This window comes from Undibacterium sp. Ji83W, from assembly GCF_049340385.1.
In the GTDB taxonomy this organism is placed as follows: domain Bacteria; phylum Pseudomonadota; class Gammaproteobacteria; order Burkholderiales; family Burkholderiaceae_D; genus Undibacterium.
On record NZ_JBMPOZ010000023.1, the window covers coordinates 74,791 to 99,243 of the forward strand.

22 protein-coding genes are annotated in these 24,453 nt (G+C 51.4%); 18 read left to right on the plus strand and 4 right to left on the minus strand.

The genetic code is table 11. The features are described 5' to 3' along the window. Window positions 1-30 precede the first annotated feature (30 nt). From ACO0LD_RS26785 to ACO0LD_RS26820, 8 genes are all read left to right on the plus strand, one after another. Window positions 31-987 (plus strand): fumarylacetoacetate hydrolase family protein, encoded by a 957-nt coding sequence (locus tag ACO0LD_RS26785; RefSeq protein WP_423011706.1) that lies wholly within the window; start codon window positions 31-33, stop codon window positions 985-987. A gap of 8 nt (window positions 988-995) precedes the next feature. Next, window positions 996-2,030, plus strand: coding sequence for an alcohol dehydrogenase catalytic domain-containing protein (locus ACO0LD_RS26790; RefSeq protein ID WP_423011708.1), 1,035 nt, complete (start codon window positions 996-998; stop codon window positions 2,028-2,030). Window positions 2,031-2,062: 32 nt separating this feature from the next. After that, window positions 2,063-3,991, plus strand: a complete 1,929-nt coding sequence (locus tag ACO0LD_RS26795) for an acyl-CoA synthetase (protein WP_423011710.1) — start codon at window positions 2,063-2,065, stop codon at window positions 3,989-3,991. 12 nt (window positions 3,992-4,003) lie between these two features. Next, window positions 4,004-5,590 carry a bifunctional 3-(3-hydroxy-phenyl)propionate/3-hydroxycinnamic acid hydroxylase gene (locus tag ACO0LD_RS26800; RefSeq protein WP_423011712.1) on the plus strand — a complete coding sequence of 529 codons (1,587 nt, stop codon included), beginning with the start codon at window positions 4,004-4,006 and terminating at the stop codon, window positions 5,588-5,590. Between the two features lie 174 nt (window positions 5,591-5,764). Next, window positions 5,765-6,565, plus strand: a complete 801-nt coding sequence (locus tag ACO0LD_RS26805) for a hypothetical protein (RefSeq protein ID WP_423011714.1) — start codon at window positions 5,765-5,767, stop codon at window positions 6,563-6,565. A 269-nt stretch (window positions 6,566-6,834) separates the two neighbouring features. After that, window positions 6,835-7,884, plus strand: coding sequence for a GGDEF domain-containing protein (locus ACO0LD_RS26810; RefSeq protein WP_423011716.1), 1,050 nt, complete (start codon window positions 6,835-6,837; stop codon window positions 7,882-7,884). Window positions 7,885-8,490: 606 nt separating this feature from the next. Then, window positions 8,491-9,510, plus strand: a complete 1,020-nt coding sequence (locus ACO0LD_RS26815) for a ribonuclease T2 family protein (RefSeq protein ID WP_423011718.1) — start codon at window positions 8,491-8,493, stop codon at window positions 9,508-9,510. Window positions 9,511-9,808: 298 nt separating this feature from the next. Continuing rightward, window positions 9,809-10,099 carry a YciI family protein gene (locus ACO0LD_RS26820; RefSeq protein WP_423011720.1) on the plus strand — a complete coding sequence of 97 codons (291 nt, stop codon included), beginning with the start codon at window positions 9,809-9,811 and terminating at the stop codon, window positions 10,097-10,099. A 61-nt stretch (window positions 10,100-10,160) separates the two neighbouring features. Here ACO0LD_RS26820 and ACO0LD_RS26825 read toward each other — a convergent pair whose 3' ends face one another. Further along, the gene (locus ACO0LD_RS26825; RefSeq protein WP_423011722.1) at window positions 10,161-11,942 is read right to left on the minus strand and encodes a S41 family peptidase; all 1,782 of its coding nucleotides are present in this window, start codon (window positions 11,940-11,942) and stop codon (window positions 10,161-10,163) included. 312 nt (window positions 11,943-12,254) lie between these two features. Between ACO0LD_RS26825 and ACO0LD_RS26830 the strand changes: the two genes are divergently transcribed. Then, a complete protein-coding gene (locus tag ACO0LD_RS26830; RefSeq protein ID WP_423011724.1) occupies window positions 12,255-13,472 on the plus strand; it encodes a hypothetical protein in 1,218 nt (405 codons plus the stop codon). Window positions 13,473-13,626: 154 nt separating this feature from the next. Next, window positions 13,627-13,953 carry a hypothetical protein gene (locus ACO0LD_RS26835; protein ID WP_423011726.1) on the plus strand — a complete coding sequence of 109 codons (327 nt, stop codon included), beginning with the start codon at window positions 13,627-13,629 and terminating at the stop codon, window positions 13,951-13,953. Window positions 13,954-14,065: 112 nt separating this feature from the next. On the opposite strand, the gene ACO0LD_RS26840 is transcribed toward ACO0LD_RS26835, so the two are convergent. Continuing rightward, window positions 14,066-14,977, minus strand: coding sequence for a substrate-binding periplasmic protein (locus ACO0LD_RS26840; RefSeq protein WP_423011728.1), 912 nt, complete (start codon window positions 14,975-14,977; stop codon window positions 14,066-14,068). A 370-nt stretch (window positions 14,978-15,347) separates the two neighbouring features. Between ACO0LD_RS26840 and ACO0LD_RS26845 the strand changes: the two genes are divergently transcribed. Next, window positions 15,348-16,241, plus strand: a complete 894-nt coding sequence (locus ACO0LD_RS26845) for a lysostaphin resistance A-like protein (RefSeq protein ID WP_423011730.1) — start codon at window positions 15,348-15,350, stop codon at window positions 16,239-16,241. Between the two features lie 30 nt (window positions 16,242-16,271). On the opposite strand, the gene ACO0LD_RS26850 is transcribed toward ACO0LD_RS26845, so the two are convergent. Then, on the minus strand, window positions 16,272-17,204 hold the full coding sequence (locus ACO0LD_RS26850) for a LysR substrate-binding domain-containing protein (protein ID WP_423011732.1): 933 nt from the start codon (window positions 17,202-17,204) through the stop codon (window positions 16,272-16,274). Window positions 17,205-17,305: 101 nt separating this feature from the next. On the opposite strand from ACO0LD_RS26850, the gene ACO0LD_RS26855 reads away from it, so the two are divergent. The 4 genes from ACO0LD_RS26855 to ACO0LD_RS26870 all read left to right on the plus strand — a co-directional run bounded on the left by ACO0LD_RS26855 (window position 17,306) and on the right by ACO0LD_RS26870 (window position 21,055). Then, on the plus strand, window positions 17,306-18,253 hold the full coding sequence (locus tag ACO0LD_RS26855; RefSeq protein ID WP_423011734.1) for an NAD-dependent epimerase/dehydratase family protein: 948 nt from the start codon (window positions 17,306-17,308) through the stop codon (window positions 18,251-18,253). Further along, complete coding sequence (locus ACO0LD_RS26860; RefSeq protein ID WP_423011736.1) at window positions 18,246-18,878, plus strand: LysE family translocator; 633 nt, start codon at window positions 18,246-18,248, stop codon at window positions 18,876-18,878. Before ACO0LD_RS26855 ends, ACO0LD_RS26860 begins: the two co-directional genes overlap by 8 nt. An 80-nt stretch (window positions 18,879-18,958) precedes the next feature. Beyond that, window positions 18,959-20,161, plus strand: a complete 1,203-nt coding sequence (locus ACO0LD_RS26865) for a basic secretory protein-like protein (RefSeq protein WP_423011738.1) — start codon at window positions 18,959-18,961, stop codon at window positions 20,159-20,161. A gap of 87 nt (window positions 20,162-20,248) precedes the next feature. Next, window positions 20,249-21,055, plus strand: a complete 807-nt coding sequence (locus ACO0LD_RS26870) for a hypothetical protein (protein ID WP_423011740.1) — start codon at window positions 20,249-20,251, stop codon at window positions 21,053-21,055. An 18-nt stretch (window positions 21,056-21,073) separates the two neighbouring features. On the opposite strand, the gene ACO0LD_RS26875 is transcribed toward ACO0LD_RS26870, so the two are convergent. Then, a complete protein-coding gene (locus tag ACO0LD_RS26875; RefSeq protein ID WP_423011742.1) occupies window positions 21,074-21,628 on the minus strand; it encodes a carboxymuconolactone decarboxylase family protein in 555 nt (184 codons plus the stop codon). Between the two features lie 137 nt (window positions 21,629-21,765). On the opposite strand from ACO0LD_RS26875, the gene ACO0LD_RS26880 reads away from it, so the two are divergent. The 3 genes from ACO0LD_RS26880 (at window position 21,766) to ACO0LD_RS26890 (ending at window position 24,447) form a co-directional block, all read left to right on the plus strand. Then, a complete protein-coding gene (locus tag ACO0LD_RS26880) occupies window positions 21,766-22,113 on the plus strand; it encodes a winged helix-turn-helix transcriptional regulator (protein WP_423011744.1) in 348 nt (115 codons plus the stop codon). Between the two features lie 77 nt (window positions 22,114-22,190). After that, entirely contained in the window at window positions 22,191-23,213 is a 1,023-nt protein-coding gene (locus ACO0LD_RS26885) for a tetratricopeptide repeat protein (protein ID WP_423011746.1), read from the plus strand. Window positions 23,214-23,235: 22 nt separating this feature from the next. Beyond that, window positions 23,236-24,447 carry a metallophosphoesterase gene (locus tag ACO0LD_RS26890; RefSeq protein WP_423011748.1) on the plus strand — a complete coding sequence of 404 codons (1,212 nt, stop codon included), beginning with the start codon at window positions 23,236-23,238 and terminating at the stop codon, window positions 24,445-24,447. Window positions 24,448-24,453: the final 6 nt, after the last annotated feature.

Sequence of the window (24,453 nt, forward strand, 5' to 3'; positions counted from 1 at the left end):
CAACATCGATAAAATTATCAAGAGGAAAACATGGCTATAAAAGTGGTTCACTACGAACATCAAGGTCACCCCGCATGGGGTGTGGTTCATGGCAATCGCATACAGCCCTTGTCTGAGGCATATCCAAGTACTGCCGACTTCGTACAATATGGAATAAAAGAGGCGCAAGATTCAATTGTCAGTAGCGCATCGCTCTGTCTCAGCGAAGTTATCCTGCGATCGCCCATTACTGAAGACCGGCAGTTTATCTGCCAGGGCATCAACTATGCGAGCCATGTCCGTGAATCTGGTATGGATCCGGCTAAAATTGGTTTCAATACCATTTTCACAAAGGCCTCATCCAGTCTTGCATCCGCGCATGCAGATGTCGTTCGCCCTGAGCATGTCCGCTTGCTCGACTACGAGATAGAGCTTGGCCTGGTGCTGCGCCGTCCGATGACAGAGCCTCAAGAAATCCGGCACGATACCTTGCATGACTGGCTGGCGGGTGTGACCATCATCAATGACGTGTCGGCGCGCGACATACAATTGCCGCAAACGCAGTTTTACAAAGGTAAGAGCTACCGCACTTTCGGCCCGGCTGGCCCTTACCTTGTACTCCTGAACGCATCGGAATGGAGCCGCTGGTCTGAGCTGCATATGCGCCTGCAAGTCAATGGCAATCCACGCCAGGACACCTATTGTGGCGACATGATCTTCAAGCCACATCGGACCCTTACTGAACTCTCAGCACTGCAAAATCTGTATCCAGGTGACGTGATCGCTACCGGGACACCCGCCGGTTGTGCAGCGCGCGCACCTGGAAAGCTAACGATGTGGATATTGAAACACCTGATATCCGAGCAAGAAAAATGGCGCATGTTCATCAAGAAGGGCACATCCAATCCCGCCTACCTGAAGCCGGGAGACCTGATGACAGCCTCAATTCGCACTGATGACGGGGCAATTGACCTAGGTGAACAGCGCAACCGCATCGTAGCACCATGAGTAGCACCATGAAGACAGTCAATACAGCAGCAGCTATTTCCAGGTTTGGTGACACCAGCGTCATAGCATTGATACGCCAGCCTCGTCGCCCACCCCGACGAGGTGAAATTGAAGTCATGGTAGAGGCGACATCGGTCAATCCCATCGACGTTCGTCGTCGCGCAGGCTATGGCAGAAAATTATTCACCTTGCTTGGTGCTGCGCACTTTCCTTTAGTGCTGGGCAACGATTTTGTCGGCATAGTGAGCGCAGTTGGAGCAGGAGTGCTGGCCTTTCGTGAAGGCGATGCGGTGTTCGGTGCGAAGCCGCCTTCAAGTACCGGCTCTCACGCAACGCACATCATCGTACGCGCCGACCACGCGGCGCACCAGCCTGCCAGCATGGGCAATACTCCCGTGCGTGCGCTGGCAGCCTTGCCGTATAACTTTACGACGGTCATGCGAGCGTTTGCTGGCGCAGGGCTCAATAGCGAAAATGCCCGCGGGCGTGATGTATTGATACACGGTGCATCAGGCAGGCTTGGTGTGCTCGCGACCCGCACGCTCACTGCCTGGGGGGCAAATGTTACAGCTGTCTGTGGCACATCCGGCATGGATACTTGCTGCAATGCTGGTGCTGTATGTGTGATTGATCGCTACGAGCAATCGCTGCACGACATCACACATCGCTTTGCGGCCACACTGAATTTTGCGAACTGGGAAGACGAAACTGCCTTGCTGAAGCTGCTTGCAAGCGATGCCATTGGTCATGCCACTACTGTACATCCCCTGCTTGGGAATCTCGATCATGGATTGCTGCGCGGTGCCATTGCAATCATTCGTCAGAAGAAATATATGCGCTCGCATGTTCCAAAAGGGGCGCGCTACGCGTGGACGGTCTTCGCCCCCGATAAACATGCACTGCACTATCTTGCCAACAACGCCCTCATGTATACCGCACTAACAACTTGCGTAGATTTTCCACTGGCTCAAGCGGCCCTTGCGCACAGCCACGTTGAACAAGGCCGGCCAGGACACGCAATTCTCTTACCTACGCAATCCTGAAAAACCGCAACATCACATTTCACGAGCACAACATGTTTACAACAACAGATTCACACACCGGTGTACAGGGCGCTGTGCGCAACCTGGCAGATATACTGGAGATCGAAAAAATGCCATGGCAAGCAAGTATGGCCGCACGCAATACTTATGAACTTCTTTGCCTTGCCAGCAAACGTCATTCCGAGCGCACGGCGCTTCGCTTCCTGATGACCAGTGCACCTTCTGCCCAGGAATTTTCCATTAGCTATAAAAACCTGAAGTGTCGTGTGACACAAGCCGCAAACGCTTTTCATCGTGCGGGCATAATCAAAGGGAAAGCGGTCTCTCTGCTGCTACCCAATTTACCGCAAACGCATTTCGCCTTGCTCGGCGCACAGGCAGCGGGTATCGCCAGCCCTATCAATCCCATGCTTGAGGCCGAATATATTGCGAACATAGTCAAGGAAACCGGCGCAGAGGCCATAGTCGCCCTGGCACCAATGCAGGGATCTGAAATCTGGGAAAAAACCATGGATGTAGTTGACATGTGTCCTGGCATTCGCGTTGTGTTTGCCGTCAATGCCCAGCAGTATGTTGAACCAGCCGTGGCGGCTTCGCATCCGGCATTGACTTCTGAGGCAAGAAAACCTGCGCGAAATGATGTCGCTATCCTTGATTTCGATATGGCGCTTGATGCCGAATTATCGGATCAACTCGTATCTGAGCGAAAGTTCGATGAATCCGATATCTGTTCTTATTTCCATACCGGTGGTACCACCGGAATACCAAAAGTAGCAGCGCATACGCATTTGAATGAAACATTCGTCGCCTGGGCACTTGGCACGATACTGCCGTCTGGCAATGTCCTGTTGTGCGGATTGCCCTTATTCCACGTCAATGGTGCCATGGTGACCGGATTGGCAGCTTTTCATAGCGGTGCTGAAGTGATACTGCTCACCCCTTCTGGCTATCGGGGGAAAGGCGTGTTGCCCAACTTCTGGAAGCTGGTCGAACGTTTCAAGGCAAACAGTTTCAGCGCTGTACCGACTATCTATGCCACGTTGGCAGACCTGCCGGTCGGTGATGCAGACATTTCATCGCTGCAGTATGCTGTCTGTGGTGCAGCACCACTACCAGGCGAAGTGGCGCGTCGTTTTGAAGCGACATCCGGGGTTCGCCTCTTTGAAGGTTATGGACTCACCGAGGGAGCTTGTGTTTCGTCCTGCAATCCACCTTGCGGTGAGCGCCGACTGGGAACTGTAGGCCTGCGTCTACCATATCAAGAAATGAAAATCTGGAAGATTGATGGCGCTGGACAGGCTACTGAAGAATGCAGTGAAAATGAAATTGGCGTAATCGGTATTTGCGGGCCTAATGTCTTCCCGGGATACCTTAGGGACGCTGATAATCAAGGCATCTGGCTTAAACCTGGCTGGCTTAACACCGGCGACCTCGGTTTCATCGATGCGGATGGCTATCTTCACCTCACAGGCCGGGCCAAGGATTTAATCATCCGGGGTGGACATAATATCGACCCGGCGATGATAGAAGACGCACTGCTCAATCATCCTGATGTTGGCAGCGTCGCTGCGGTAGGTCAACCCGATGAGCATGCTGGCGAGCTACCGGTTGCCTACGTCACGCTCAAACCTGGATCTGTTGTGTCTGCTGAGGATTTGCTGATGGCGGCCCGTCAGCTTATTCAAGAACGTGCGGCTGTCCCGGCACGCATTGAAATAATGGAAAAAATACCGCTTACCGCCGTAGGAAAAGTGGCGAAGGCCGAACTGCGCATGCAAGCAACAATGCACGTATTTCAACAGTTGCTGGCAACGAATGCAATTCAGGCTATCGTCCAGGTGCGCGCTGACATCAAGCGTGGAACCACGGCTTTCATCAAATGTGCAGTTGAGCATGAAACACAAGTACGCGAGCTGTTAGGAAAATTTGCAATTCCTATCGACTTGTCTCCTGCATCCTGAGAAAACACGACTATGAGACAAACATTACCCTCTACAGTCGATGTATTGTTGATCGGACTTGGTCCTGTCGGTGCAGCCGCAGCAAACCTTTTGGGGCGCTACGGCGTGCGTACACTGGTCATTGAAAAATCCGCTGATATCTTCAAGGCACCGCGCGCCATTGCCCTGGACAACGAGGCTTTACGGATTTTGCAAATGGCGGGCCTGGAAGATGGCGCATTCGAAACATTGGCCATCGCCAAAGTGCAGATGCGTTCGCCACTCTTTGGCAAATACGCACGCGCAAATACCACAGGACAATGCGATGGACATCCACGGCTGGTCACATTTTACCAACCAGAACTCGAACGGACCTTAAGGGAGCGGCTAGCTGCCTATCCAGATGTACATGTTGCCCTGAGTACCGAGTTGACCAGTATCACTGAAAATGCACAGGGAATTCGGGTAGAAATTCGTGGAGCCGATGGTCAGACTAAAATAGTCCACGCCCGCTTCCTGATTGGTGCCGATGGTGCCAGCTCTTTCGTGCGTCGTCATGCCGGACTGGATTTTCAAGGGCAGACGTTTTCCCAGGATTGGCTGGTGGTTGACGCACTAAACGTTCCCAATCCGATTGATCACGTCGAATTTTTGTGTGACCCACGCAGGCCGACGCCGCACATGGTCGCTCCCGGGAATCGCCAGCGCTGGGAATTCATGTTGCATCCAGACGAAACACGCGAACAGATGGAAAAACCTGAAAGCATCAGAAAGCTGCTCGCACCTTGGTGCAAGCCTGAGGATATCAACATCGAGCGCACCGCCGTGTATCGATTTCACGCCAGGGTCGTTGAAAAATTCTCTCGTGGCAGAATATTTCTCGTGGGAGATGCCGCGCACATTACGCCGCCATTTGTCGGCCAAGGCCTGGTCGCCGGTTTGCGAGATGTCGCCAACCTTTGCTGGAAGCTGGCCTGGGTCGTGCATGGCCGTGCGCCTGAAGCCATACTTGACACTTACGACATCGAGCGTCGTCCACATGCAAAGTCCATCATCAAGCTCGCGCTCTTCATGGGATCGCTTGTGATGCCGACTAACCGCGTAGCCGCGTTCGGCATTCACGGAATCATGTGGTTGCTAGGCCACATCCCAGTGGTTCGCACATTGTTTGAAGAACTCCACATCAAGCCTCAAAACAGGTTTACTGATGGGCTGTTCGTGCTCGGAAAATCTCGTTCACGACTGATACGCGGCGGGCAGTTGCCACAAGGGTTGGTGCGCAAATCAATAAATACGCCAGTACTAAAAAGTGATGATGCATTTGGACAAGAGCTCACATTAATCGGTTTTGCTTGTGATCCTGGGAAAGTAATGAGCGAAAAACTGAAAATGGCATGGGCAGGCGCTGGTGGCAAATCTGTGCAGCTACGGTATCGGGGGCAGATGAGCGATAGCGAAAATTCTTGGGAAGACATGACAGATGCACTGGTACCAGGAGCAGCGCCTGTCGGATGGGTCGCCATAGTCAGACCCGATCGTACCATCGTGCATGATGGCCCTATAGAAGAAGTCAACACAATTGTTTCTGAAGCCTTGGCTGTTTTAGGCATAGTTCAATAAAAATCGTCCTTAGACTATCACCGGTGACATCTCCTTGTAAGTTTTGAAAACAAAGCTCAGCCCTTGATGGGAGCGCAGCGCGTTAGCGTCTCGTGCCTCTAAAACCGGTTGGGATAGTGAAAATAAGTAGATGCAACAGAAACTATCGTTAACGATCAATTTGGGACGAGTGGAATGAATATATTTGGTCGCTGCCTTGCGATTGCAACTGTTGCATTTACGTGCGCAATCGCTGGTTTTTTTGTTCATAAACTATCCCCTTCTCACGTTGCATCATCCATGGACGTGATAAGAGCTGTTTCCGGATTAATCGGCACTCTTTTTGCTATTGTTTTAGGTTTGTTGGTGTCTTCCTCCTACTCCACCTTTAATAGCCATCAGGCCGATTTTGATTCTCTCGTCACCACCGTGGCTAATATCGATCTTTTGCTAAAACACTTTCCCGGGGAGTCGGATCAACCCCGGCTCGTCTTGAAGAAAATGGTACTTCGTTTGCTAAAACGATATTGTCTCGATAAAAGTGGGCAAACTCCTGAGGATGTAAACTACAACCATCTTTCTAATGATGTGACAGAAATATTGGAAATTAATAACGCCTCCGAAAAATTCAAAAACGTGACACGCGACGATTTAAATTCAATCCGCGAATTCTCCAGAAAATTCGTTTCTATTCAGTCGAATATCATTAGAAACCTGTCGAACCAGATGCCTGCCTTGCTTCTTGTTGTCGTTTTTGGTTGGGCGTGTTTATTGTTTTTTCTTTACGGTTGCATTAGCGATGGCAATATGTTGGCGATATTCTTCCTGTTCCTGGGAGCCATTGCCATTGCGAGCGCCAATTTCCTCATTCTGGAATTGACCCATCCATACCACGGCCAATTCAAGGTGTCAGGTGCTGCATTCGATTTGCTTCTGGATTCGATGATCCAGGAGCCAGAGAAATCCATTATCTCGTTGAGTAAGAGACAGGAGTGATAGCCGTGGCATTACATGTTCATAGTAATGAACGCGTCAAACATGAACAGGTTGTCTAAGATGATCGCAAGACTGATAACTTGCTTTCATTGCCAGAGAAATAATGCTAGCCGTAATTGCAATATGGATCACAAATTTAAATGTCTTTCATATTGTCTAGAACTCAAATCTCTCAAAAGACACGCATAGCATTTTGCAATAATGGCCTGTATCATCTCTGAGGCATGTTGTAATGTGAGCGACTGAAGTCTCTTCTAGGCGAGGGAGATATGAGTACAAATGACAGAGACGATCTACATCGTTTCGTTCTGGAGTTCCGGTCACACCTTGTTTTTATAAACGCAATTTTTTCGCTACTGTTCGCAGCATTGCGAATATGGCCACTTGCCGCTACATTTGTCATTGCCACTATCCTGCATATCTTCTTGAGGAAGTGGGATAAAACTCATCCGACTCAGTCAGAGTCATGGACACCCTGGATGTGGTTCGTATTTCTGATGCAGTTTATATTTACTGTTATCACGGTTGGTCCAACTGCTGGTTTTCAGTTTTATATGATTGCGACGATACCAGCACTCTTCGCCAATATGCGATGGTCGCTTTCTGCAAAAATTCTTCAGGTGACAATAATTGCCTTGTTTTTCTTTGTTTGCGATTTCTGGCTCTCTTGGTGGACGCCACTTTACGCACTCGATCCCAGCCTCAGCAACTTCTTGCATAAATTAAATATTTTAGGTACGTGTGCGGTCACCTCAACCGTGTCCTACACACTCTATCTGACCATAAAGCAGGCAGAGCAGAAGTTTAAACGCCTGGCCAGTACTGATGCGCTAACAGGCCTGCTAAACCGCAGGCGGATGACGGAACTGGCTGACAAAGAATTTGCGCGCAGCATAAGGGTTTCAGTACCACTCTCATTGCTTATATGCGATATCGATCACTTCAAGTTAATCAATGATCGCTACGGACACGACGCTGGAGACCAGGTGCTGAAAGTCGTAGGTGATATTTTCAGGAGTTTACGAGAGTACGACAGTGTTGCTCGCTGGGGCGGTGAAGAGTTTTTAGTCCTGCTCCCTGATGCAGATTGCAATATTGCCCAAAATGTCGCGGAGCGTCTAAGAGAGAAAGTTGCTCAAGTCGTTATTTCAATCAACGACACACAAATTTCAGTCACGATGACATTCGGCGTGGCGCAAATTGAACGTAATGAGCCCTGGCAATCAGCTCTCAACCGCGCCGATAAAGCGCTGTATCAGGGCAAAGAAGGTGGGAGGAATCAAGTTATATGCAGTAGTTTTGATTTAATCGGAGGGTAGCCTGTCAGAAATGGCTACTTAATTGCCAAACGCGAACATCATAGTCTTGGAATGGTCACGTGGTATTGATTTAGGGGTTTAGTAAGCGGCTATTTGATTATTTGTTGCATCAATTAATACCACTCCCCGCTAATATTGTCTGATCAGGCGACTAGGTGTCCACTTTGAAATGCGACAGTGTGTCCAGTTTGAGATGCGAATTAATGGCAGATTCGATAGGCTATTTGCTGTCTGATTAAATAAGAATATTCAAAGTGCGGCAATCTTATGGTTCCATACCAGTGAAACGGCAATCTTATGCTTCTTGGAGAAGTATTTCAAAACCACGCTGAAATATGAAATTCGAAATATTCCGGCAAAAATATGGTTCCATACTTCGGCAAAATTATGGCTCCAGCGACACTTTTGTCCTTACTTCAAGGCAGTCAATATTGCTGTGTTACACACTGGCGTGTTCTGATTCACCCCCCTTTTCCCGCCTGACCGCCTGGTACTTTGCATACTTAGTACACTTACTTTTCCCCTGGAGCTACAATAGTGGCAAATTTCACATTGCTTACGCAACAGATCCACGACCCCACTGGTTGATTAAAGGTAAAAATTAAGATGAAGCAACTGACATTACGCGTCATATTCGCGCTTGCCCTGCTGGGCGGTATCACGACCACGCATGCCAGCGAACCCGTAAACGGCAGTTTTACTGCCAGCAAATCCTGCGAGCTGTATTCATCTTTCAACAAGCAAAGCAACCCTGGTGCCGTGCATACGGTGGTAGGTAAGAGCTATGCGGTGAAAGAGATCAACAAGCCGGGGGACTATGGCTGGTTGCGGGTGGATGTGGATGGGGCCAATCCTAACTTGCGCTGGGTGGCGCGGGACTGCGGTACGGCGCAACTGGACCAGGTGCCGCAAGAGAATGCACCAGCGGGGCGTGCCAAGGCGAACAGGGAAGCTGACCGCCAGACCATGTGCAGCACGCCAAATCTGGAAGACAGTTATGTGCTGGCTATCACCTGGCAACCTGGGTTTTGCGAACATTTTGCTTATCGCGGCAAGAAGCCGGAATGCGATGCCATCAACAGCGGCAAGCTGAAGATCAATAACCTGACCCTGCATGGCCTGTGGCCGAATAAAAAAGAATGCGGCATCAATTATGGTAACTGTTCGGCTGAGCCGATGAAGCTGTCATCGGACACGGTCAAGCGCATCGCCAAGTGGATGCCGAATTTTCAGTTTGAAAGCAAGTTTGGCGAATACGAATGGAGCAAGCACGGCACCTGCCAGACGCGTGATGCTGATACCTATTTCAAGACTGCAGCGGCTGCAGTGGAAGAAGTGAATAATTCTGCAGTAGGAAAATTCATCCTGGAGCATGCAGGCAAGTCATTTTCGGTAAAAGATTTCTTTGAGATGGTCAAAAAACAGGAAGGCGAAAAAATCGCGCAGAATTTCATGCTCAGTTGTGCGGATGGTAAATACCTGCAAGAGATACGCCTGAAGCTGCCGACGAATTTTGAAACGGGCAAGGGCCTGGCTAAACTGGTTGGTGACGCGGAAGGATTTAATCGCCAGGTGGACAGATGTGATAATGAGATTATTGTGGAGACGAGTGGGCGTGGACGGTAAGCGTTTTGCAGGGTGCGCCGTGCGCACCGTTTCGCCAGCATGGATGTTCATCAATGGTGCGCATGGCGCACCCTACCGTGACATAGATTGACATAGTTGCCGCCCAGGCCAGGTTTGAAATCACATGTGACGCATTGCAATGCGCCCTACGTCACGGCAATGTTAGACATAGGCATATGCGCCCGCCCTGCTCAATAAGGAGCGCCTTGCGCATCGCATGAAAATCGAAAGATTGCTGGCCTGTATATTGCATTCTTTGGTTCATACTCTTACTTGATTACCTCCAAAATTTCTTATCATGTTCATCGTCGAACTCACCTACATCCAGCCTCTTTCTATCGTAGATAACTTTGTCAGTGAGCATCGCGCATTTCTTGAGCGGCATTATGCGACAGGGCAGTTTTTGCTGTCGGGGCGCAAGGAGCCACGCACGGGTGGATTTATTCTGGTGAATGCGATAAGCCGGGATGCATTGGAAGCGATACTGCGGGAAGATCCATTCCAGCGTGAAGAAATCGCGCAGTACAAGGTGACAGAATTTTTGCCATCCATGGCTGCACCAGACCTGGCGAGCATGCTGGCGAATTGAACGCATTACGGGCAAGCACAGGGAGGCACATTCCTCCCGCGCTTTGCCGTATCAATACTTGCTATTTACTGAGCACAGCCACTGCCTTGTCCAGTACTACATCACGCCCTGCGCGTATGTCAGCAACCGTTGGCACAACTTCCATATCAGGTGCGATGCCCTTGCCGACGAATTCGCGGCCATCGGGGAAGCTGTCGTGTTTGACGCAGATACGGGCGCTGCCGCCGCCAGGCAGTTTAAAGGACATGGGCATGCCGGTGCTGCCAGCAGTGGCGCTACCTATGACGGTGCCGCGTTGCAGCGTGACAAAAGACATCAGGAAATCTTCTGCTGCAGAAAAAGATTTTGCGCCAGCCAGCACGACCACCGGGCCAGTGTAGACCTCCTTGCGTTCCTTGGTATAGGGTTTGGAAATGCCAGCCCTGAGCGTGTCAAGCAGGATGAGGTCACCTTGAGCACGCATGAGATTACTCTCTTGCCTTTCTGTGCTATAGGCATACGGTACTGGCTTCTTGCTTAAAAAACTCAGGATGGCTGCGCCATGCAAACTAGACCCACCACCGTTGGCACGTATATCAAGTATCAGGCCTTTGGCCTTCATGATGCTGGGCATGACGGATTCAAGTTTTTTGACGCCTGCATCACTTTCAAAATGATCGACGGCAAGGTAGGCGATATCGCCGGGCAGCATTTTGAAATCAAAGGGTGGTTCACCTGCCACGTCGCGGTCTTGCCCACGGCTGACGACCTCTACTCTTTCTTTGCCAGCGGCATCGCTCAAACCCAAACGTATGCTTTTGCTTTGATCACCGCTTAACAAGCCGTAGCTATACATACGCACGGTCTTGTCTTGCGGCGTACTGCTGCTGGCATAAGGCGCGACCTTGCTTGCTGCATACTCGTGCACAGGCTGGCCGTCTATGCTGATGATTTCATCTCCGCGCTGGATTTTTTGAGCAAGTTGCTGGTTGAGTACCCTGGTCACCAGCACATTCTTGCCGACCAGGGCAGTTGCCAGCGCAGGACGGGAATAAAACACATCTTGCAGTTCATCCGGCGCGTAGATATTAGTGTGCCCATCCTGCAGTTGCGGAGCCAGTTGCATCATGACCTGATAATACTCACGGGTGCTCCTGGTTTGCGTGACTTTGTCGAGATATTCCAGGTAGAGCTTATCCCAATCCAGGTCAGGAACATTGTGGAAATTCACAAAGCTTCGTTTGACTTCTGACCAGAACATGGAAAGGCCAGCGATTTTTTCTGCGTTGCTGATATTGTCTTTGTAGGGAGTAGCGAGAACAGAAGCACGCCCCATTTTTGCGGGCAACTCTGCCAACTTGAGATAAGCTTTAAAGCGCGGATCATCCTGTACGGAGGCAAAAGCAGGAGTTGTCAGGTAGTTCTTTAAGGAGGGGATCAATACCCAGGTCTGGCTGGATTCCAGGAAATTTAAAAAAGCTACTTTGTTACCCAGGCGTAGTTCCAGCATGGCAGCATCGAACATGTAATCAAAACGACGCCCTCTGAAGCGATTGGCATCAGAAGCCAGATTTTGTGATTCTGTACTGTCTATCGCCGATAGGGCCAGTTTGACCTTGGCGAGAGCTGCCTGCAAGTCTTCTTTGCTGGCATCCGGTTTGGACAAGCTGCTGGCTTCGCCTCTGAGTTGCTGGATGCCATTCAATGCCTGCGTCACGGCTTGCACAGATTCGCTGACCTTGGTTTTGATGTCGGCTGGCCTGGCAGTTGAATCAGTTGCGCTGGAAATGCTGCAAGCTAACAATAAGGGAAATGCCGTCAGCAAGCGCAGAGGGAAAGCAGAAGCAATACAGATATTTTTCACAAAAACGTCACTTTCACTGAGGTGATATTAAACTACCAGAATAAAAACTCCAGTAATTATAAATTGAGCATGTGGAATAGTAATAAAATTTCTAGCCAGATTCATCAGAAATACCCACCTTCATTGATGGCAAAAAAAGGGACTGACCCTGGGTTTCCACTTCTGGAACATGACAACAGAGGTACTACAAACGCCGATAGCATAATGAACACAAATCCCGCCGCTAACGTTATCATATGGGAATGAGCAGCAACGGTGCTACCTGCCCTGCCCTTTAAAGACAAGATCATCACTTAACAAGACGGGAAGTTCATGGGATTCTTCGATTTATTCAAGTCCAAGCCATCGACACACAAGTTTGCCCAGATCGTCATCAAATACGCGCGCAGTCAGGGCATCGCCCAGGCCATGCATTTTGATGAGGCAGAGTTCCGTCTGGTCGTGGGTGAAAATGGCTCGCACATCCTCAACCTGCACAATGCCTATCGTGACTATTGTGCCGCAGCCAAAAGCCAGCGTGACCATGTCCTGTTGAAATACACGGCTGGCTTGCAGGTGAATGGCATCCCCGACGATTTTGCCAGTGCCAGCAAGCACCTGATGCCCAGCCTCAAGCCGCGCGGCCAGGGTGAATACCTGCGCCTGACCTCGCTGATGCAGGACCAGCCCATGTCCTACCAACAGGCTGCGCTGCCCTTTGGCGAAGATGCCATGCTGATGCTGGCCTACGATACTGAGCACTCCATGGCGCTGGTCAACCAGAGTAATTATGAGACCTGGAACATCAGTCTTGAAAACGCCCTGAAAGTGGCGCTGGAGAATTTGCGTGACCGCACCAGCGACAAGTTTGTCAATCTGGGTGATGGTGTCGTTGCCGGTGTGTGGGAAGATGCCTATGATTCTTCTCGTATCCTGCTGCCTGACTTGATTTATCGCGCTGGCTGCGGCAGTGACCCGGTGCTGATGGTGCCAACCCGTGGCCGCTTCTTGCTATGCGCTGCCAATTCCGCTACATCACAATTGAAGATGCTGGAACATGCGCAAGACTGCATGGAACAGGAAGGCCGCGTAGTCTCAGCCTGCATGTACAAGCTCAAGGAAGGCAAGATCATCAGCTATACCCCTGATAATGCCGATGTGCTTGACCGTCTGAAGAACCTGCAAACCACCCAGAGGGCGGAAGACTATAGCTCACAAAAAGAATTGCTGGAGGCCCTGCATGATAAAACCGGGGAAGATGTTTTTGTCGCCAGCTATACCGTACTCAAAAACAATGATACCGACAAACTGACCTCGCTTTCTACCTGGACCCAGGGCGTGGTATCGCTACTGCCCAAAACCGATCTGGTCGCGATGGTCATTCCAGGCACACGGGAAGGTGAGTACACCAGCAAAATCCTGAGCTGGGATGACTTGTGCAACACTGCCAGTGAACTCATGCAAAGTGCAGAAGGCTATCCCGAGCGCTATCTGGTAAAAGAATTTCCTGCGCAAGACAAGCTTGATGCGGCGGCGGAATCGACTTTGTAAGGCAGAACATAAGCGTCTTATGGGTCATGGCAATTTGTAGGGTGCGCCGTGCGCACCGATTGCTATTCCGTATGGCGACAAACGGTGCGCACGGTGCACCCTGCTCTATGCTATTTCACCCGTCTTAATATTTCATGTTTGCTGAAGCTTCACTATGAAAATGTATATCCTCGTGAAAGACGATGTACCACTTGGTTTTGCAATGGTGGCTGTGGCGCATGCGTCCTTGGCGGGCTATCTGCGCTTTCAAGATGCGCCTGAGGTCAAAGCCTGGTTGGCCGGGCCATTTTTCAAAGCGGTATGCCGTGTCAATGCCAGGGAGTTTGAAAATGCCAAACAAGTTGAAGACCATGTGGTGCTGACGGAGTCTGCACTTGATAACCGCGAAGTTGCCATCGTTTTTAAACCGCGTGAAGAATGGCCAAAAATGTTTAAGTTTTTGAAGTTATATCGCGATGTACCAGTAGAACCTGGCTTGTAAGGCTGGTGAGAACGACGGCCTTGTGATTTATTACAATTTGTAGGGTGCGCCGTGCGCACCGATTGCTATTCCGTATGGCGACAAAACGGTGCGCACGGCGCACCCTGCTGATTCACGGCTTGAACCACAATTCTGGTCGGTTCAAAGGCATTTTTTCTGGACTCAGCAAGGGATTTCGCAAGGTGATAATAGTGCGAGATTTGAGATTGGCATTCTTGATCGCAGCTTGCTGATAGCGTTGGAATATTTTTTCAAAGTTGCCGTTTTTGATCATTTCTTCCAGGCCGTTTTGTATGTCTTCAGCCATTTTTGGTTCACGCGGGCTGACAAAGAAATACAGGGCCGATGGATAGTACAGCGCAATGTGTTTATCGATGACTAGCTGTTGCCCAGGGCGGCCATCCAGTTCAACCTGCACCTCAAATACTGAGCGTGGAAAATAATCAAAGCGCCCTGCTTTGAGCATATTGAACAGGGGTTCATACGATGCCGAGGTTTTTACCGGCAAGCCATTGCTTTTGAGTATGGAGACATCCGGCCAATCCAGTTCTTGTCCGGCAGTGAAGGCGGCCAGGTCCTTGAGGTTTTTCACATCCTTGAAGATATTTGCATTCGTCGCCGTCAGCAGGGCGATACGCCAACCTATCAAACCCTTGTCTATGGGGATGCGGATGGGGATGAGTTGCGCTTCTCTTTCATCGGTACTCATGGTCCAGAGAATATCGACATTTCCCTGTGCTGAACTAAGCTCATAGATACCGCGTGCCTGTTGCATGGGTGCTTCGCTGGCTTGCAACTGGTAAGGCTGGCCGCTGGTCTTGATCGCCAGTTTTAAAATTTCCAGGACATAGTCACTATGCGGATCAAGTTGCACGGACAAGCGCGGATAGCGTATGAGCTTACTTGCGCTGCGACCTGCAGTGCTGCCCGCGCCGTTACCCGTATTGACGGCATCACTGCCATGCGCCTGGCTCAGACAGGCAAAAGTCATCCATAACAGTATCAGTAGTCTAAGCAATTTCATCTGATCAGATTTTGTGTGGATTTCGTGGCTGGCAAGCCTTATTGCCAGCACTGCTGGCATGCAGTTTTAGTGTAATGCGGGCGCGCATATCCGTGTCAAGTATCAGTAACTTATTCCCTTATATTGGCAAGAAGCAGACAGAATTTAAAGATTTGCAAACAAGCTCATCTTGTCGCTGGCTTGAAGGCTCGCTTTTTATCTGCTTTTTATCCGCGTATTTCCCCATTCAATCCCTGCTTTTTACACTTTGTCAGATCGCTGATGTAATTTTTTGTCATCTGTTTATAGTGCCATCCAGTCGCCCACCAGCCCATCTTACCGGGCGTGGCCGACGCAGACTATACTCACAACAAAGTAAACGGGGAGATTTATGACAACAGCAGAAATCAAGGCCAGCTTCAACAAGCCTGTCTGGCACAAGAAACTTTTGCAATACACGATCGTCAAATTTTTGCTGGCATTGCTGATTGTCGGCAGTGTGCAATTTGTATCGCGCAAGGCCATGTCGCATTTCCTGGCCGGGCCAGACTGGATGGTGTTTCGCAATATGGCGGGCACGGCGCTGGGCTTGCTGAGTTATGCATTTTATGTGCGTCTCATAGAAAAACGCGCTGTCACTGAACTGGCATTATTCTCTGCCTGGAAAGAATGGCTGCTTGGGCTGGTGTTGGGTGCCATGCTGTTTGCAGTGGTGCTGGGCAGCTTATCCTTGCTGGGTGTGTTTCATGTCGATGGCTATAATGACCCGCGACTGATGCTCAAATATCTGCCCGTCTTTGCGGTGGTGGCGGTGATGGAAGAATTATTTTTCCGTGCCATGATATTTCGCATGATGGAAGAATCGCTGGGCAGTGTAGTCGCCATCCTGATATCAGCACTGGCCTTTGGTTTTGCCCATGCCTCCAACCCCGGCGCGACCATCTTCAGTTCCATCGCCATTGCGCTGGAAGCGGGTATTGCCTTTGGTGCTGCCTATATGCTGACACGTCGCCTGGCACTCTGCATTGCCATGCATTTTTCCTGGAACTTTACCCAGGGCGCTGTGTTCTCTGTCGCCGTATCAGGCACCGACAGCAAAGGCTGGTTGCAAACCCATATGACGGGTTCTGACTGGCTCAGCGGTGGTGCCTTTGGCGCTGAAGCCTCGGTGCTGGCAGTCTTGCTGGCGACGCTGATGGGTGCGGTGTTCTTGTATCTGGCCTGGAAGAAGGGTGAGTTCAAATCAGGATTCTGGAAAAAACCACGCCAGGTCGTGGCGGCATAAGGTCTGGCCAGCAGGTGCGCGCGGCGCACTCTAGTGTTGCAGGTAGTTTTGCATCTGTGTCATTTCATCATGCAGCCAGTTGACAAAATGATCGACTTTGACTGCCCTGCTGCTGGCGGTGACGATGCGATAGCAATAGCGTGAACTGAGTTGCGCAGTCGGCAGTGTGTGCAAGCGACCTTGCTGTATATCTTCACAAGCAATGGCGACAGGTAGCAAGGCCACGCCCTGGGCTGCGACGGCGGCCTGTACCAGCAAACCGGCGTGGCTGTAATTTTGTGCAAAGTCATGTGACTGCTTATGTGGCAACTTATGTGGCAACTTAAGCAGATCATGACTTTGCAGCAGGCGTATCCAGTTTTCTGGCGTGCCTTCATACAATAGCGGGTAGCGTAGCAAGCGTTTCAGGTCAGGCTCCTGACGTGCGCGTCTATCCTTGTCGCTCAGCATGGCGGGACTATACGCCAGCAATAATTGTTCGCGCCACAGCAGACTGGCGTCATCCCCATCGACAAACAGTTGATGGCGGATGGCGATATCACATAGACCCTGGCCGGGGTCAACCACGGCGTCATTGGAATCGATACGGATATCAATATCAGGATGCAATTGCGTATAGCGATGCAAGCGCGGCACCAACCATTTCATGGCGAAGGAATGGGTGCAAGAGATGCGCAAACTGTCGTTAGCGCTGTCTTCACGCAGGGCCGCAACCTTGATATGCAAGTCGCGCAGTAGCTGGCTGACGGTGCTGGCGAATTCTGTCCCTTTTTCTGTCATGCTCAAATGCCGTGCATGGCGGGCGAACAACGCAAAGCCCAGTTGCTGCTCCAACTGCTTGATGTTCTGGCTGACAGCTGCCGGGGTCTTGTGGAGTTCATGTGCTGCCAGCTTGAAACTACACCAGCGCGCCGCGCATTCGAAGTCAACCAGCAAAGACAGGTTACGTAAAGGTTCTTGCATATTGAGATAGTTTTACTTAGTCATGACATCAGTATTAATCGTTTGTCGCCAATCTTGGTAAAGCGCATGATTCTTCTTGATACATATGAGAGGATTATCCCATGCATAAGAATATCTTGATTATAGGTGGCACCCGCTTTTTTGGGAAACAACTGGTCAGACGCCTGCTGGCAAAAGGCCACAGCGTCACTATCGCCACCCGTGGCCAGACGCCGGATGATTTTGGCGACGCCGTGCAACGCCTGCATGTAGACAGGCGTGATGAGACTGCCATGCATGTCGTGTTTGCCCAAGCCAGCTACGACCTGGTGTATGACCAGATGTGTTACAGCCCACTGGACGCAGCAATTGCGCTGGATGTGTTTGCTGGCAAGGTCGGGCGTTATGTGATGTCATCCACCATAGAAACCTATCGCCACCTGATCGGCAATGTCAATCGGCCATTGCGTGAAGATGACCTGGATCTGAGCCAGGTCAGCATCAACTGGCAATACCCCTGGCATGACCCGGCGCTGGCAGATATCAGCTACGCATCAGGAAAATTGCAGGCGGAAGCCGTGTTACTGCAAGATGGTCGCTTACCGGTGGTCAGCTTGCGTATTGCCCATGTGCTGGCAGCACAGGATGATTTTACCGGCAGGCTGGCCAGTTATATACGCACTGTGCAGCAAGGTCTGCCCTTACATCGTCTAGCAGGCGCTGGACGCACTTCATTCTTGAACGTGGATGAGATTGTCGATGCCATGTTGTGGGCCGGAGAGGCAGATTTTCTGGGGCCAGTGAATCTGGCTTGTGAAGGCAGTTTATCGGCACCGCAATTGCATGAACGCATAGCCCACCAGCTGGGCAAGCCAGCGTTGCTGCGAGTAAGTGAGAATGGTGAAACGGAGAACAGCCCCTTTGATTACGCCCATGATTATGCGATGGACACAGCGCGTGCACGCAGTCTGGGATATGAATTTTCTGCGACCGATGACTGGCTGGATAAATTGATACTGGACTTGCATGCCCATCTGCAAGCCGTGGAAACGGAGGCGCAATATGCCTGATCTGCCCTCGCTACCAAGTTTTATCCTGGCAGCCAGCCTGGTCATCATCATACCTGGCCCTGCCACCTTGCTGGTGGCCGGATATGCGAAGCTATCTGCCAAACGTGCTGCAGCCGCCGTTGCGGGCATCATCTGCGGTGATGTCTTGCTGATTGCGCTGTCAGCAGCAGGTTTTGCTGTACTCATGCAAGGCCTGCCCTGGCTATTGCCCACAATACGCCTGCTGGGGGCTGTGTATTTGCTGTACCTGGGTTTTATGCTCTGGCGCGGCAGCTCCAGACAAAACCAGGAAGGACAGCAGGAAGCTGCCATGTCGCAGCAATCGGGCTTTACACGCGGATTATTGATCACGCTCAGCAATCCCAAACCTTTGCTGTTTTTTTCCACTTTCTTCCCTTTGTTCATTCCAGGTGAGCATGGCAATACCGTGCAAAGTTTTGTTGCGTTGGGCGTGGTATTTGAAATACTCAACCTGCTGTATTTTGTGTTCTTGTGCAGCCTGCTGAAATGGACGGCCAGGCTGCTGGCCCAGCGTCGGTTTGCCTGGCTGCCAGATGGTGGTGTGCAAAAATTCTGTGCCTGTGGATTGATATTGTGCAGTGTGGGGATGCTCTGCTATCAATGAAGTAAAAGATCACTTAAAGGCGCTATCTTGGTTTTTTCTTATAGAATGCTGGCATATTCAACAACTCCGTAATGGCATCCATGCGAACCTCCCTGATCTTCACAACAGTGGCAATAGGTGCCAGCCTGCTGTACAACTTGCCAGTCACTGCCGCAGAAACAGGCAAGTTGCCTGCGCAAATGCAACTGACTCGCATTGCTGCAGACAAATGGCGCGCAGACTATAGCTTCAGCGAAGCGATATCCAGGTTGACCATGCCTGCCGCTGGCGACTACCGCAGCACTGCCTGGAAGCCGCTGACAACCGGTGTACGCTATCAGGCAGAACAATCTCCCCAGTCTGATCAGCAGATGGACAGCTATATCCTTGCGCAGCCCCTGCGCCAGCTCAGCTTTGAAATCACTGCCTATAATGGCTTTGTGCAAAAAAACTATGCGCCCAATAACCGTTTCAGCGACGGTGGCGCGGGTATCTATATGGGATTTTTTGATGGTGATGTCCAGGAAGCTAGCAAGACCAGGGGCATGAATTTGACCGTCAGCTACCGGGGACTGCCTGGTGAAACCATCATTCCCACACCTGCGTTTGCTGATGCAGAACGCAACTTGCGTGCCTATGCTTATTTCGGGCCACAAAAACCCGTCCCCGCTGGCACGGCCAAACTGATCCTGGACCCGGCCACGCCTGAATGGCTTGCCAAGCTTATCCTTGATACTAGCAGCACCATGTCGGCCTATTTTTCCAGTACTTACCAGCGCACTCTCTTGCGTGAACTGGTGCTGATGGTTTCTGTCACTGATACGAGCAGTCCGGGTTTCTCCATGAAAGGTGGTGCGACGAACGGGCAAATCACTTTCCGTCTCAGCGGCAAAGCCATGCTCAACGAACATCCTGCGATACGCCGCCTGGTACAAAAACTGGTCGCCCATGAAATGGCACATATCTGGCAAGACAATGTCAGCCAGGGTGGCATAGGTGATGAGCCCGCCTGGATACATGAAGGCGGCGCGGAAGCGATGGCAATAGTCGCACTGAAAAATACAGCACTCTGGACAGCAGAAGAAGCTGCCACTTATCAGGAAAACGCCAGCGCCACCTGCAAAAAAATCACCAGCCAGAGTGATCCCTACCATTATGCCTACGCATGTGGCCTGCAAAAATTCATGGACCTGAATGTAGATATCCCCGTGCTATGGCGTAGCCTGATCAGCGAAACAGGGCAAAGCGGCCTGCCTTACAGTGAGACGATGCTGAGCAACGTCAGCCAGCGTTTGCGCAAATAATATATAAGTGTGAGCAAATGAAAATCTGTTTTTGCTGGTGCCGCCAAACTGTTATTGTGAAAAGTTGAACAGCCCCGCTGGAAATATATGTCTACCATCACCCATCAGCAAGCCCTGGACAAACTGGCCGCCCACCAGTTGGTACAAGTCATCGAAGATGACGTCGCCAGCCTGACATCAACCGCCATGAGTTATGCCAAGCATGACCAGCAGATGACTGTGGCAGGCCATGTACTACCCCTGCTACTGGGACGCTGGAATTGCGTACTGAATGCAAGCGATGATGAAGCCAGCCCTGGCTACAGGGACAAAACTGCGCTGGCACTGGCGCTGCTCTTGCACAAGCATGGCATCGCCGAACCCGCTATCACCCAGCGCGCCCTGCAGGCCATAGATAATCTGAATGCGGCTGTCGCCCTCAGCGATGCATTTTTCAGGAATACCGATGCCATCAAGGCTTTGTTGAGCAGCCCTGCCCTGCCACTGAAGAAGCGGCCATCTACCAGGGACAGCCTGACATTTCTGCGCGCCCAGGACGTCATCGCCATCCAGCTCGAGCAATACTATTACGCCGCTTATGTACACGAGATCACGGGTTTTAATGCATACCCCGTCGTTGAGTTTTACCATGCGCGTTTTGAACACAGGCCAGACATGGCATCCCTGCAAGGATGTACTGCGCAAGGCGAAACCTATAATGATGGCAAAACACGTATCTCACTACATGCTGTCTGCGGCATGCGCCATGTGCCTGATCCGGCTAACCAGTTCCACCTGATTGCCACAGGTATCACCGAAAAGCCAGACCAAAGCAAACTGGCTGCGTCAGTCGGCTTGCATGCGATCAGCGACTTGTTTCGGTTGCAAGGCATTATGCGCAAGACTGGCATTTGAGTTAGTTTTACAGCATAGTCATCTGTACTGCGCAAAGCGCGCAGCGAAACTTTCCAGTTCCACTTTTGCGGCATTGGTGATGAAGGATATGGTGTGGTAGCTGCCAGTCAGGCTGATGATTTCCAGTAGCTGTTCCTGACTGAAATGCTGCTCCAGCTTCGCCCACAAAGCATCCGCGATACTTGAATTTTCATGTAATTCGTCAACAGCTTTGAGCAAGAGTACTTCGCTGGCTGACAAGGCTGCCTGTGCTGGATCATCGCTCAATGTGGCTGCAATATCATCCTTGCTCAATCCAGCCTTGACAGCAAACAGGGTGACATGCACACCCCATTCATATTCCGAGCCGCAACGGGCACAGGTGCGCAAGATGACCAGCTCACGTTCACGCAAGGAGACCGCCCCCTTGTCCAGCAGGTTGCCTGCAAACACGCGTAGCAACACCCGTTTGTTATGCGCCTGGGTGCGGAACAGTTTCAAGGGCGGCATGCCGGGTGGCATGATGCGGCTGAAAGCCTGGTCTACTTCTGCATCATAAGGTGGCTCCATTGGAGCAATTCTCGGCATGTCCATCGTCTTCTCCTGAAAAAGTGCGCAACAAGGCAGCGCTAAATGCCAGTCTAGCATCGCTCAATGATAGAATTCATGTGCGCTACGTTATTAGTAGCGAATAGCATAGCGCTACATTTAATGTAGCGCAAGGAAAAAATATGACGACACCAAAACCAAGGCAGCCCGTCCGGGGATCACAAACTGGCCGCCCCATCATGGCCTTGCTGGATTTGCTGGGCCGACGCTGGGCCCTGCGCATGATCTGGGAACTGCGTGGCGAGCCCTTGAGCTTTCGCGAATTACGCGAGCGCTGCGATGCCATGTCCCCCACAGTACTCAACCAGCGCCTGCGCGAACTGCGCGAAACCCGGATCATAGAAATGGGGGCCGCAGGTGGCTATAGCCTTAGTCCTTCAGGGCAAACGCTGATGCAGGCGATGATGCCCTTGCTGGCCTGGTCGGAAGAATGGCAGCAGATGCTGGATATGACCGGGGACGAGCGCTGATTTCACCCGTGCCGGGTAAGATGAATTACACTAACAGCCATCTAGAAAAATCTGTCCGCAAGACTATATCCTCATCCATGTTCAAATCAACACTCTTTGCTGCCCTGCTCTCCACCCAGATATTGACCGCCAGTGCCGCCATTGCGCCGGTCGCCCCAGCCAAGCCGGATGCTGCTGCGGCTGCCTTCAAGGAAGGTAATTTTGCACTGGCCTTCCAGGACTGGAGCGCGCGGGCAGAAAGTGGCGAGGCCGCAGCCCAGCATAACCTGGGTACCCTGTATCTGAGTGGCAAGGGCCCGGACAAGGATGAAGCCAAGGCCATGGAATGGTTCCGCAAGGCTGCCACCGCTGGCTATGCCGGTTCGCAATTCAATCTGGCTGAGGGCTACAGGCTGGGCATAGGTGTAGAAAAAGACATGGCGCAAGCCATAGTCTGGTATCAAAAAGCTGCTGCGCAAGGTCTGGCCAGCGCCCAGGTGACGCTGGGGATTTGCCACGAAATGGGCTTGGGCGTGCCCAAGGATATGGAACAAGCCAACCAACTGTACAGAGCCGCCGCTGACCAGCATGATGCTGAAGCGCAGTTCCGCCTGGCGCGCATCTTTGCCCTGGGCCTGGGTACAGAAGTTGATCAACGTGTTGCCAATATCTATGCCGCTGCTGCTGCCAACCAGGGCCATCCTCAGGCGCAAACTTATCTGGCAACGCAATATCTGTCCGGTGCCAGCATGCCCCGCGACGTGAATCTGGCTATTCATTTGCTGGCGCAGGCAGCAAGACAGGGCCATGCCCGCGCCTTTGCCTGGCTGGGCAATATCTATAGCGAAGGCAATGGCATTGCAGCCGACCTGCCACGCGCCTATCTGTATTTCAGCATTGCCGACAGGCTTGATACAGAAAAAGAAATGCAGGACATGCCCAATAAACAAAAACTGGGCCTGGCTTTTCGCCTGAAAACAGAAGATATACAACAGGCGGTGACCTTGGCTAGCGAATGGAAAATCGGCAGCTTGCCACCCAAGCTGGTCTTGCCTGCGCTGAACACCAATAAAGCCAAGCCTGAGATTTATCAGGGCGAGGTTTATTATTTAAAGAACTAAGCAGCACCTTTTCAGAATGATCATGTCCGCATTACCATCACCACCTTTACCACCACCATCTTTACCATCACCATCTCGCCTTCATTCAATCACATTGCGCAGTGCCGCTACCGTCTTCAGCGGCCTGTTAATACTGAGTACGGCATTCGCGCAAAATGCTGCCCCGGCATCAGCTCCGGTCACTGGCATCAATGATGGCCCTTACGCCTTTTACCAGTCGCCAAACCAGCCAGACAAGGGGGGCCTGGATGTCAACTGGGTATGCAATGACCAGTTGCAAAAGCAAAGCTTCGCCAGCTCTGCCAACATCAGCCTGCCTGCGCCTTGCGGCTATCCCCAGACATTGACAATACGCCCTGCTGAAACTGCCTTCCCCGTAACAATCAAATTCAAGGCTGACAAACTCGCCGCCATCAGTGACATCCACGGCCAGTTTGACCTCATGCTCAAGCTCTTGCAAGGCAATGGCATCATCAATCAGGACTGGCAGTGGACATATGGCAAAGGCCATCTCGTCATCACTGGCGACGTATTGGACCGTGGCCCCAAAGTCACTGAGGCCCTGTGGCTATTGTATGCACTTGAAGCCCAGGCCAGCGCCGCTGGTGGTGGCGTGCACCTGCTGTTGGGCAACCATGAAGCCATTTCCATGGCTGGCGATGTGCGCTACCTGAATAAAAAATACGTCGCCGTCGCCCAGCATCTGAATACCAGCTATCAGCAAATGTTTGATAACAGCAGCGTGCTTGGTCGCTGGCTGCGCAGCAAACCGGTCATCATCCAGGTCAACGACATGCTCTTCATGCATGGCGGCCTGCATCCTGATCATCAAAACCTCAATATGAGCCTGCAACAAATCAATGAGAAATACCGCAGCACGCTGGGTTTGAGCAAGGCGCAAGTCAAGACCGACGATGTGCTCAACTGGCTGTATGGCAGCATTGGGCCACTCTGGTATCGCGGTTATTTCAACGCACCAAAATTACCGGTCGATGATCTCGATAAAGTGCTGAAGCAACTCAAACTGGAACGCATCGTCGTCGGCCACACCACCATGGATGGCGTGTATTCTCACTACCAGGGAAAAGTCATCTCCATCGATTCCGGCATCAAGGGCGGCGTCAAGGGAGAAATGCTATTCTGGCACAAAGGCCAGCTCAGCAAGGCTGGCGTGGATGGGCAAAAAGTGGCGGTACCGGATGCACCTGAGAAGCGTAAGGATGCGGGAGATTAAATCGTA

Bases quoted from the DNA above. Each gene is read 5' to 3' on its own strand.
- ACO0LD_RS26785 (WP_423011706.1), top strand. From the start codon at position 31: ATGGCTATAAAAGTGGTTCACTACGAACATCAAGGTCACCCCGCATGG.
- ACO0LD_RS26790 (WP_423011708.1), top strand. From the start codon at position 996: ATGAAGACAGTCAATACAGCAGCAGCTATTTCCAGGTTTGGTGACACC.
- ACO0LD_RS26795 (WP_423011710.1), top strand. From the start codon at position 2,063: ATGTTTACAACAACAGATTCACACACCGGTGTACAGGGCGCTGTGCGC.
- ACO0LD_RS26800 (WP_423011712.1), top strand. From the start codon at position 4,004: ATGAGACAAACATTACCCTCTACAGTCGATGTATTGTTGATCGGACTT.
- ACO0LD_RS26805 (WP_423011714.1), top strand. From the start codon at position 5,765: ATGAATATATTTGGTCGCTGCCTTGCGATTGCAACTGTTGCATTTACG.
- ACO0LD_RS26810 (WP_423011716.1), top strand. From the start codon at position 6,835: ATGAGTACAAATGACAGAGACGATCTACATCGTTTCGTTCTGGAGTTC.
- ACO0LD_RS26815 (WP_423011718.1), top strand. From the start codon at position 8,491: ATGAAGCAACTGACATTACGCGTCATATTCGCGCTTGCCCTGCTGGGC.
- ACO0LD_RS26820 (WP_423011720.1), top strand. From the start codon at position 9,809: ATGTTCATCGTCGAACTCACCTACATCCAGCCTCTTTCTATCGTAGAT.
- ACO0LD_RS26830 (WP_423011724.1), top strand. From the start codon at position 12,255: ATGGGATTCTTCGATTTATTCAAGTCCAAGCCATCGACACACAAGTTT.
- ACO0LD_RS26835 (WP_423011726.1), top strand. From the start codon at position 13,627: ATGAAAATGTATATCCTCGTGAAAGACGATGTACCACTTGGTTTTGCA.
- ACO0LD_RS26840 (WP_423011728.1), bottom strand. From the start codon at position 14,977: ATGAAATTGCTTAGACTACTGATACTGTTATGGATGACTTTTGCCTGT.
- ACO0LD_RS26845 (WP_423011730.1), top strand. From the start codon at position 15,348: ATGACAACAGCAGAAATCAAGGCCAGCTTCAACAAGCCTGTCTGGCAC.
- ACO0LD_RS26850 (WP_423011732.1), bottom strand. From the start codon at position 17,204: ATGCAAGAACCTTTACGTAACCTGTCTTTGCTGGTTGACTTCGAATGC.
- ACO0LD_RS26855 (WP_423011734.1), top strand. From the start codon at position 17,306: ATGCATAAGAATATCTTGATTATAGGTGGCACCCGCTTTTTTGGGAAA.
- ACO0LD_RS26860 (WP_423011736.1), top strand. From the start codon at position 18,246: ATGCCTGATCTGCCCTCGCTACCAAGTTTTATCCTGGCAGCCAGCCTG.
- ACO0LD_RS26865 (WP_423011738.1), top strand. From the start codon at position 18,959: ATGCGAACCTCCCTGATCTTCACAACAGTGGCAATAGGTGCCAGCCTG.
- ACO0LD_RS26870 (WP_423011740.1), top strand. From the start codon at position 20,249: ATGTCTACCATCACCCATCAGCAAGCCCTGGACAAACTGGCCGCCCAC.
- ACO0LD_RS26875 (WP_423011742.1), bottom strand. From the start codon at position 21,628: ATGGACATGCCGAGAATTGCTCCAATGGAGCCACCTTATGATGCAGAA.
- ACO0LD_RS26880 (WP_423011744.1), top strand. From the start codon at position 21,766: ATGACGACACCAAAACCAAGGCAGCCCGTCCGGGGATCACAAACTGGC.
- ACO0LD_RS26885 (WP_423011746.1), top strand. From the start codon at position 22,191: ATGTTCAAATCAACACTCTTTGCTGCCCTGCTCTCCACCCAGATATTG.
- ACO0LD_RS26890 (WP_423011748.1), top strand. From the start codon at position 23,236: ATGTCCGCATTACCATCACCACCTTTACCACCACCATCTTTACCATCA.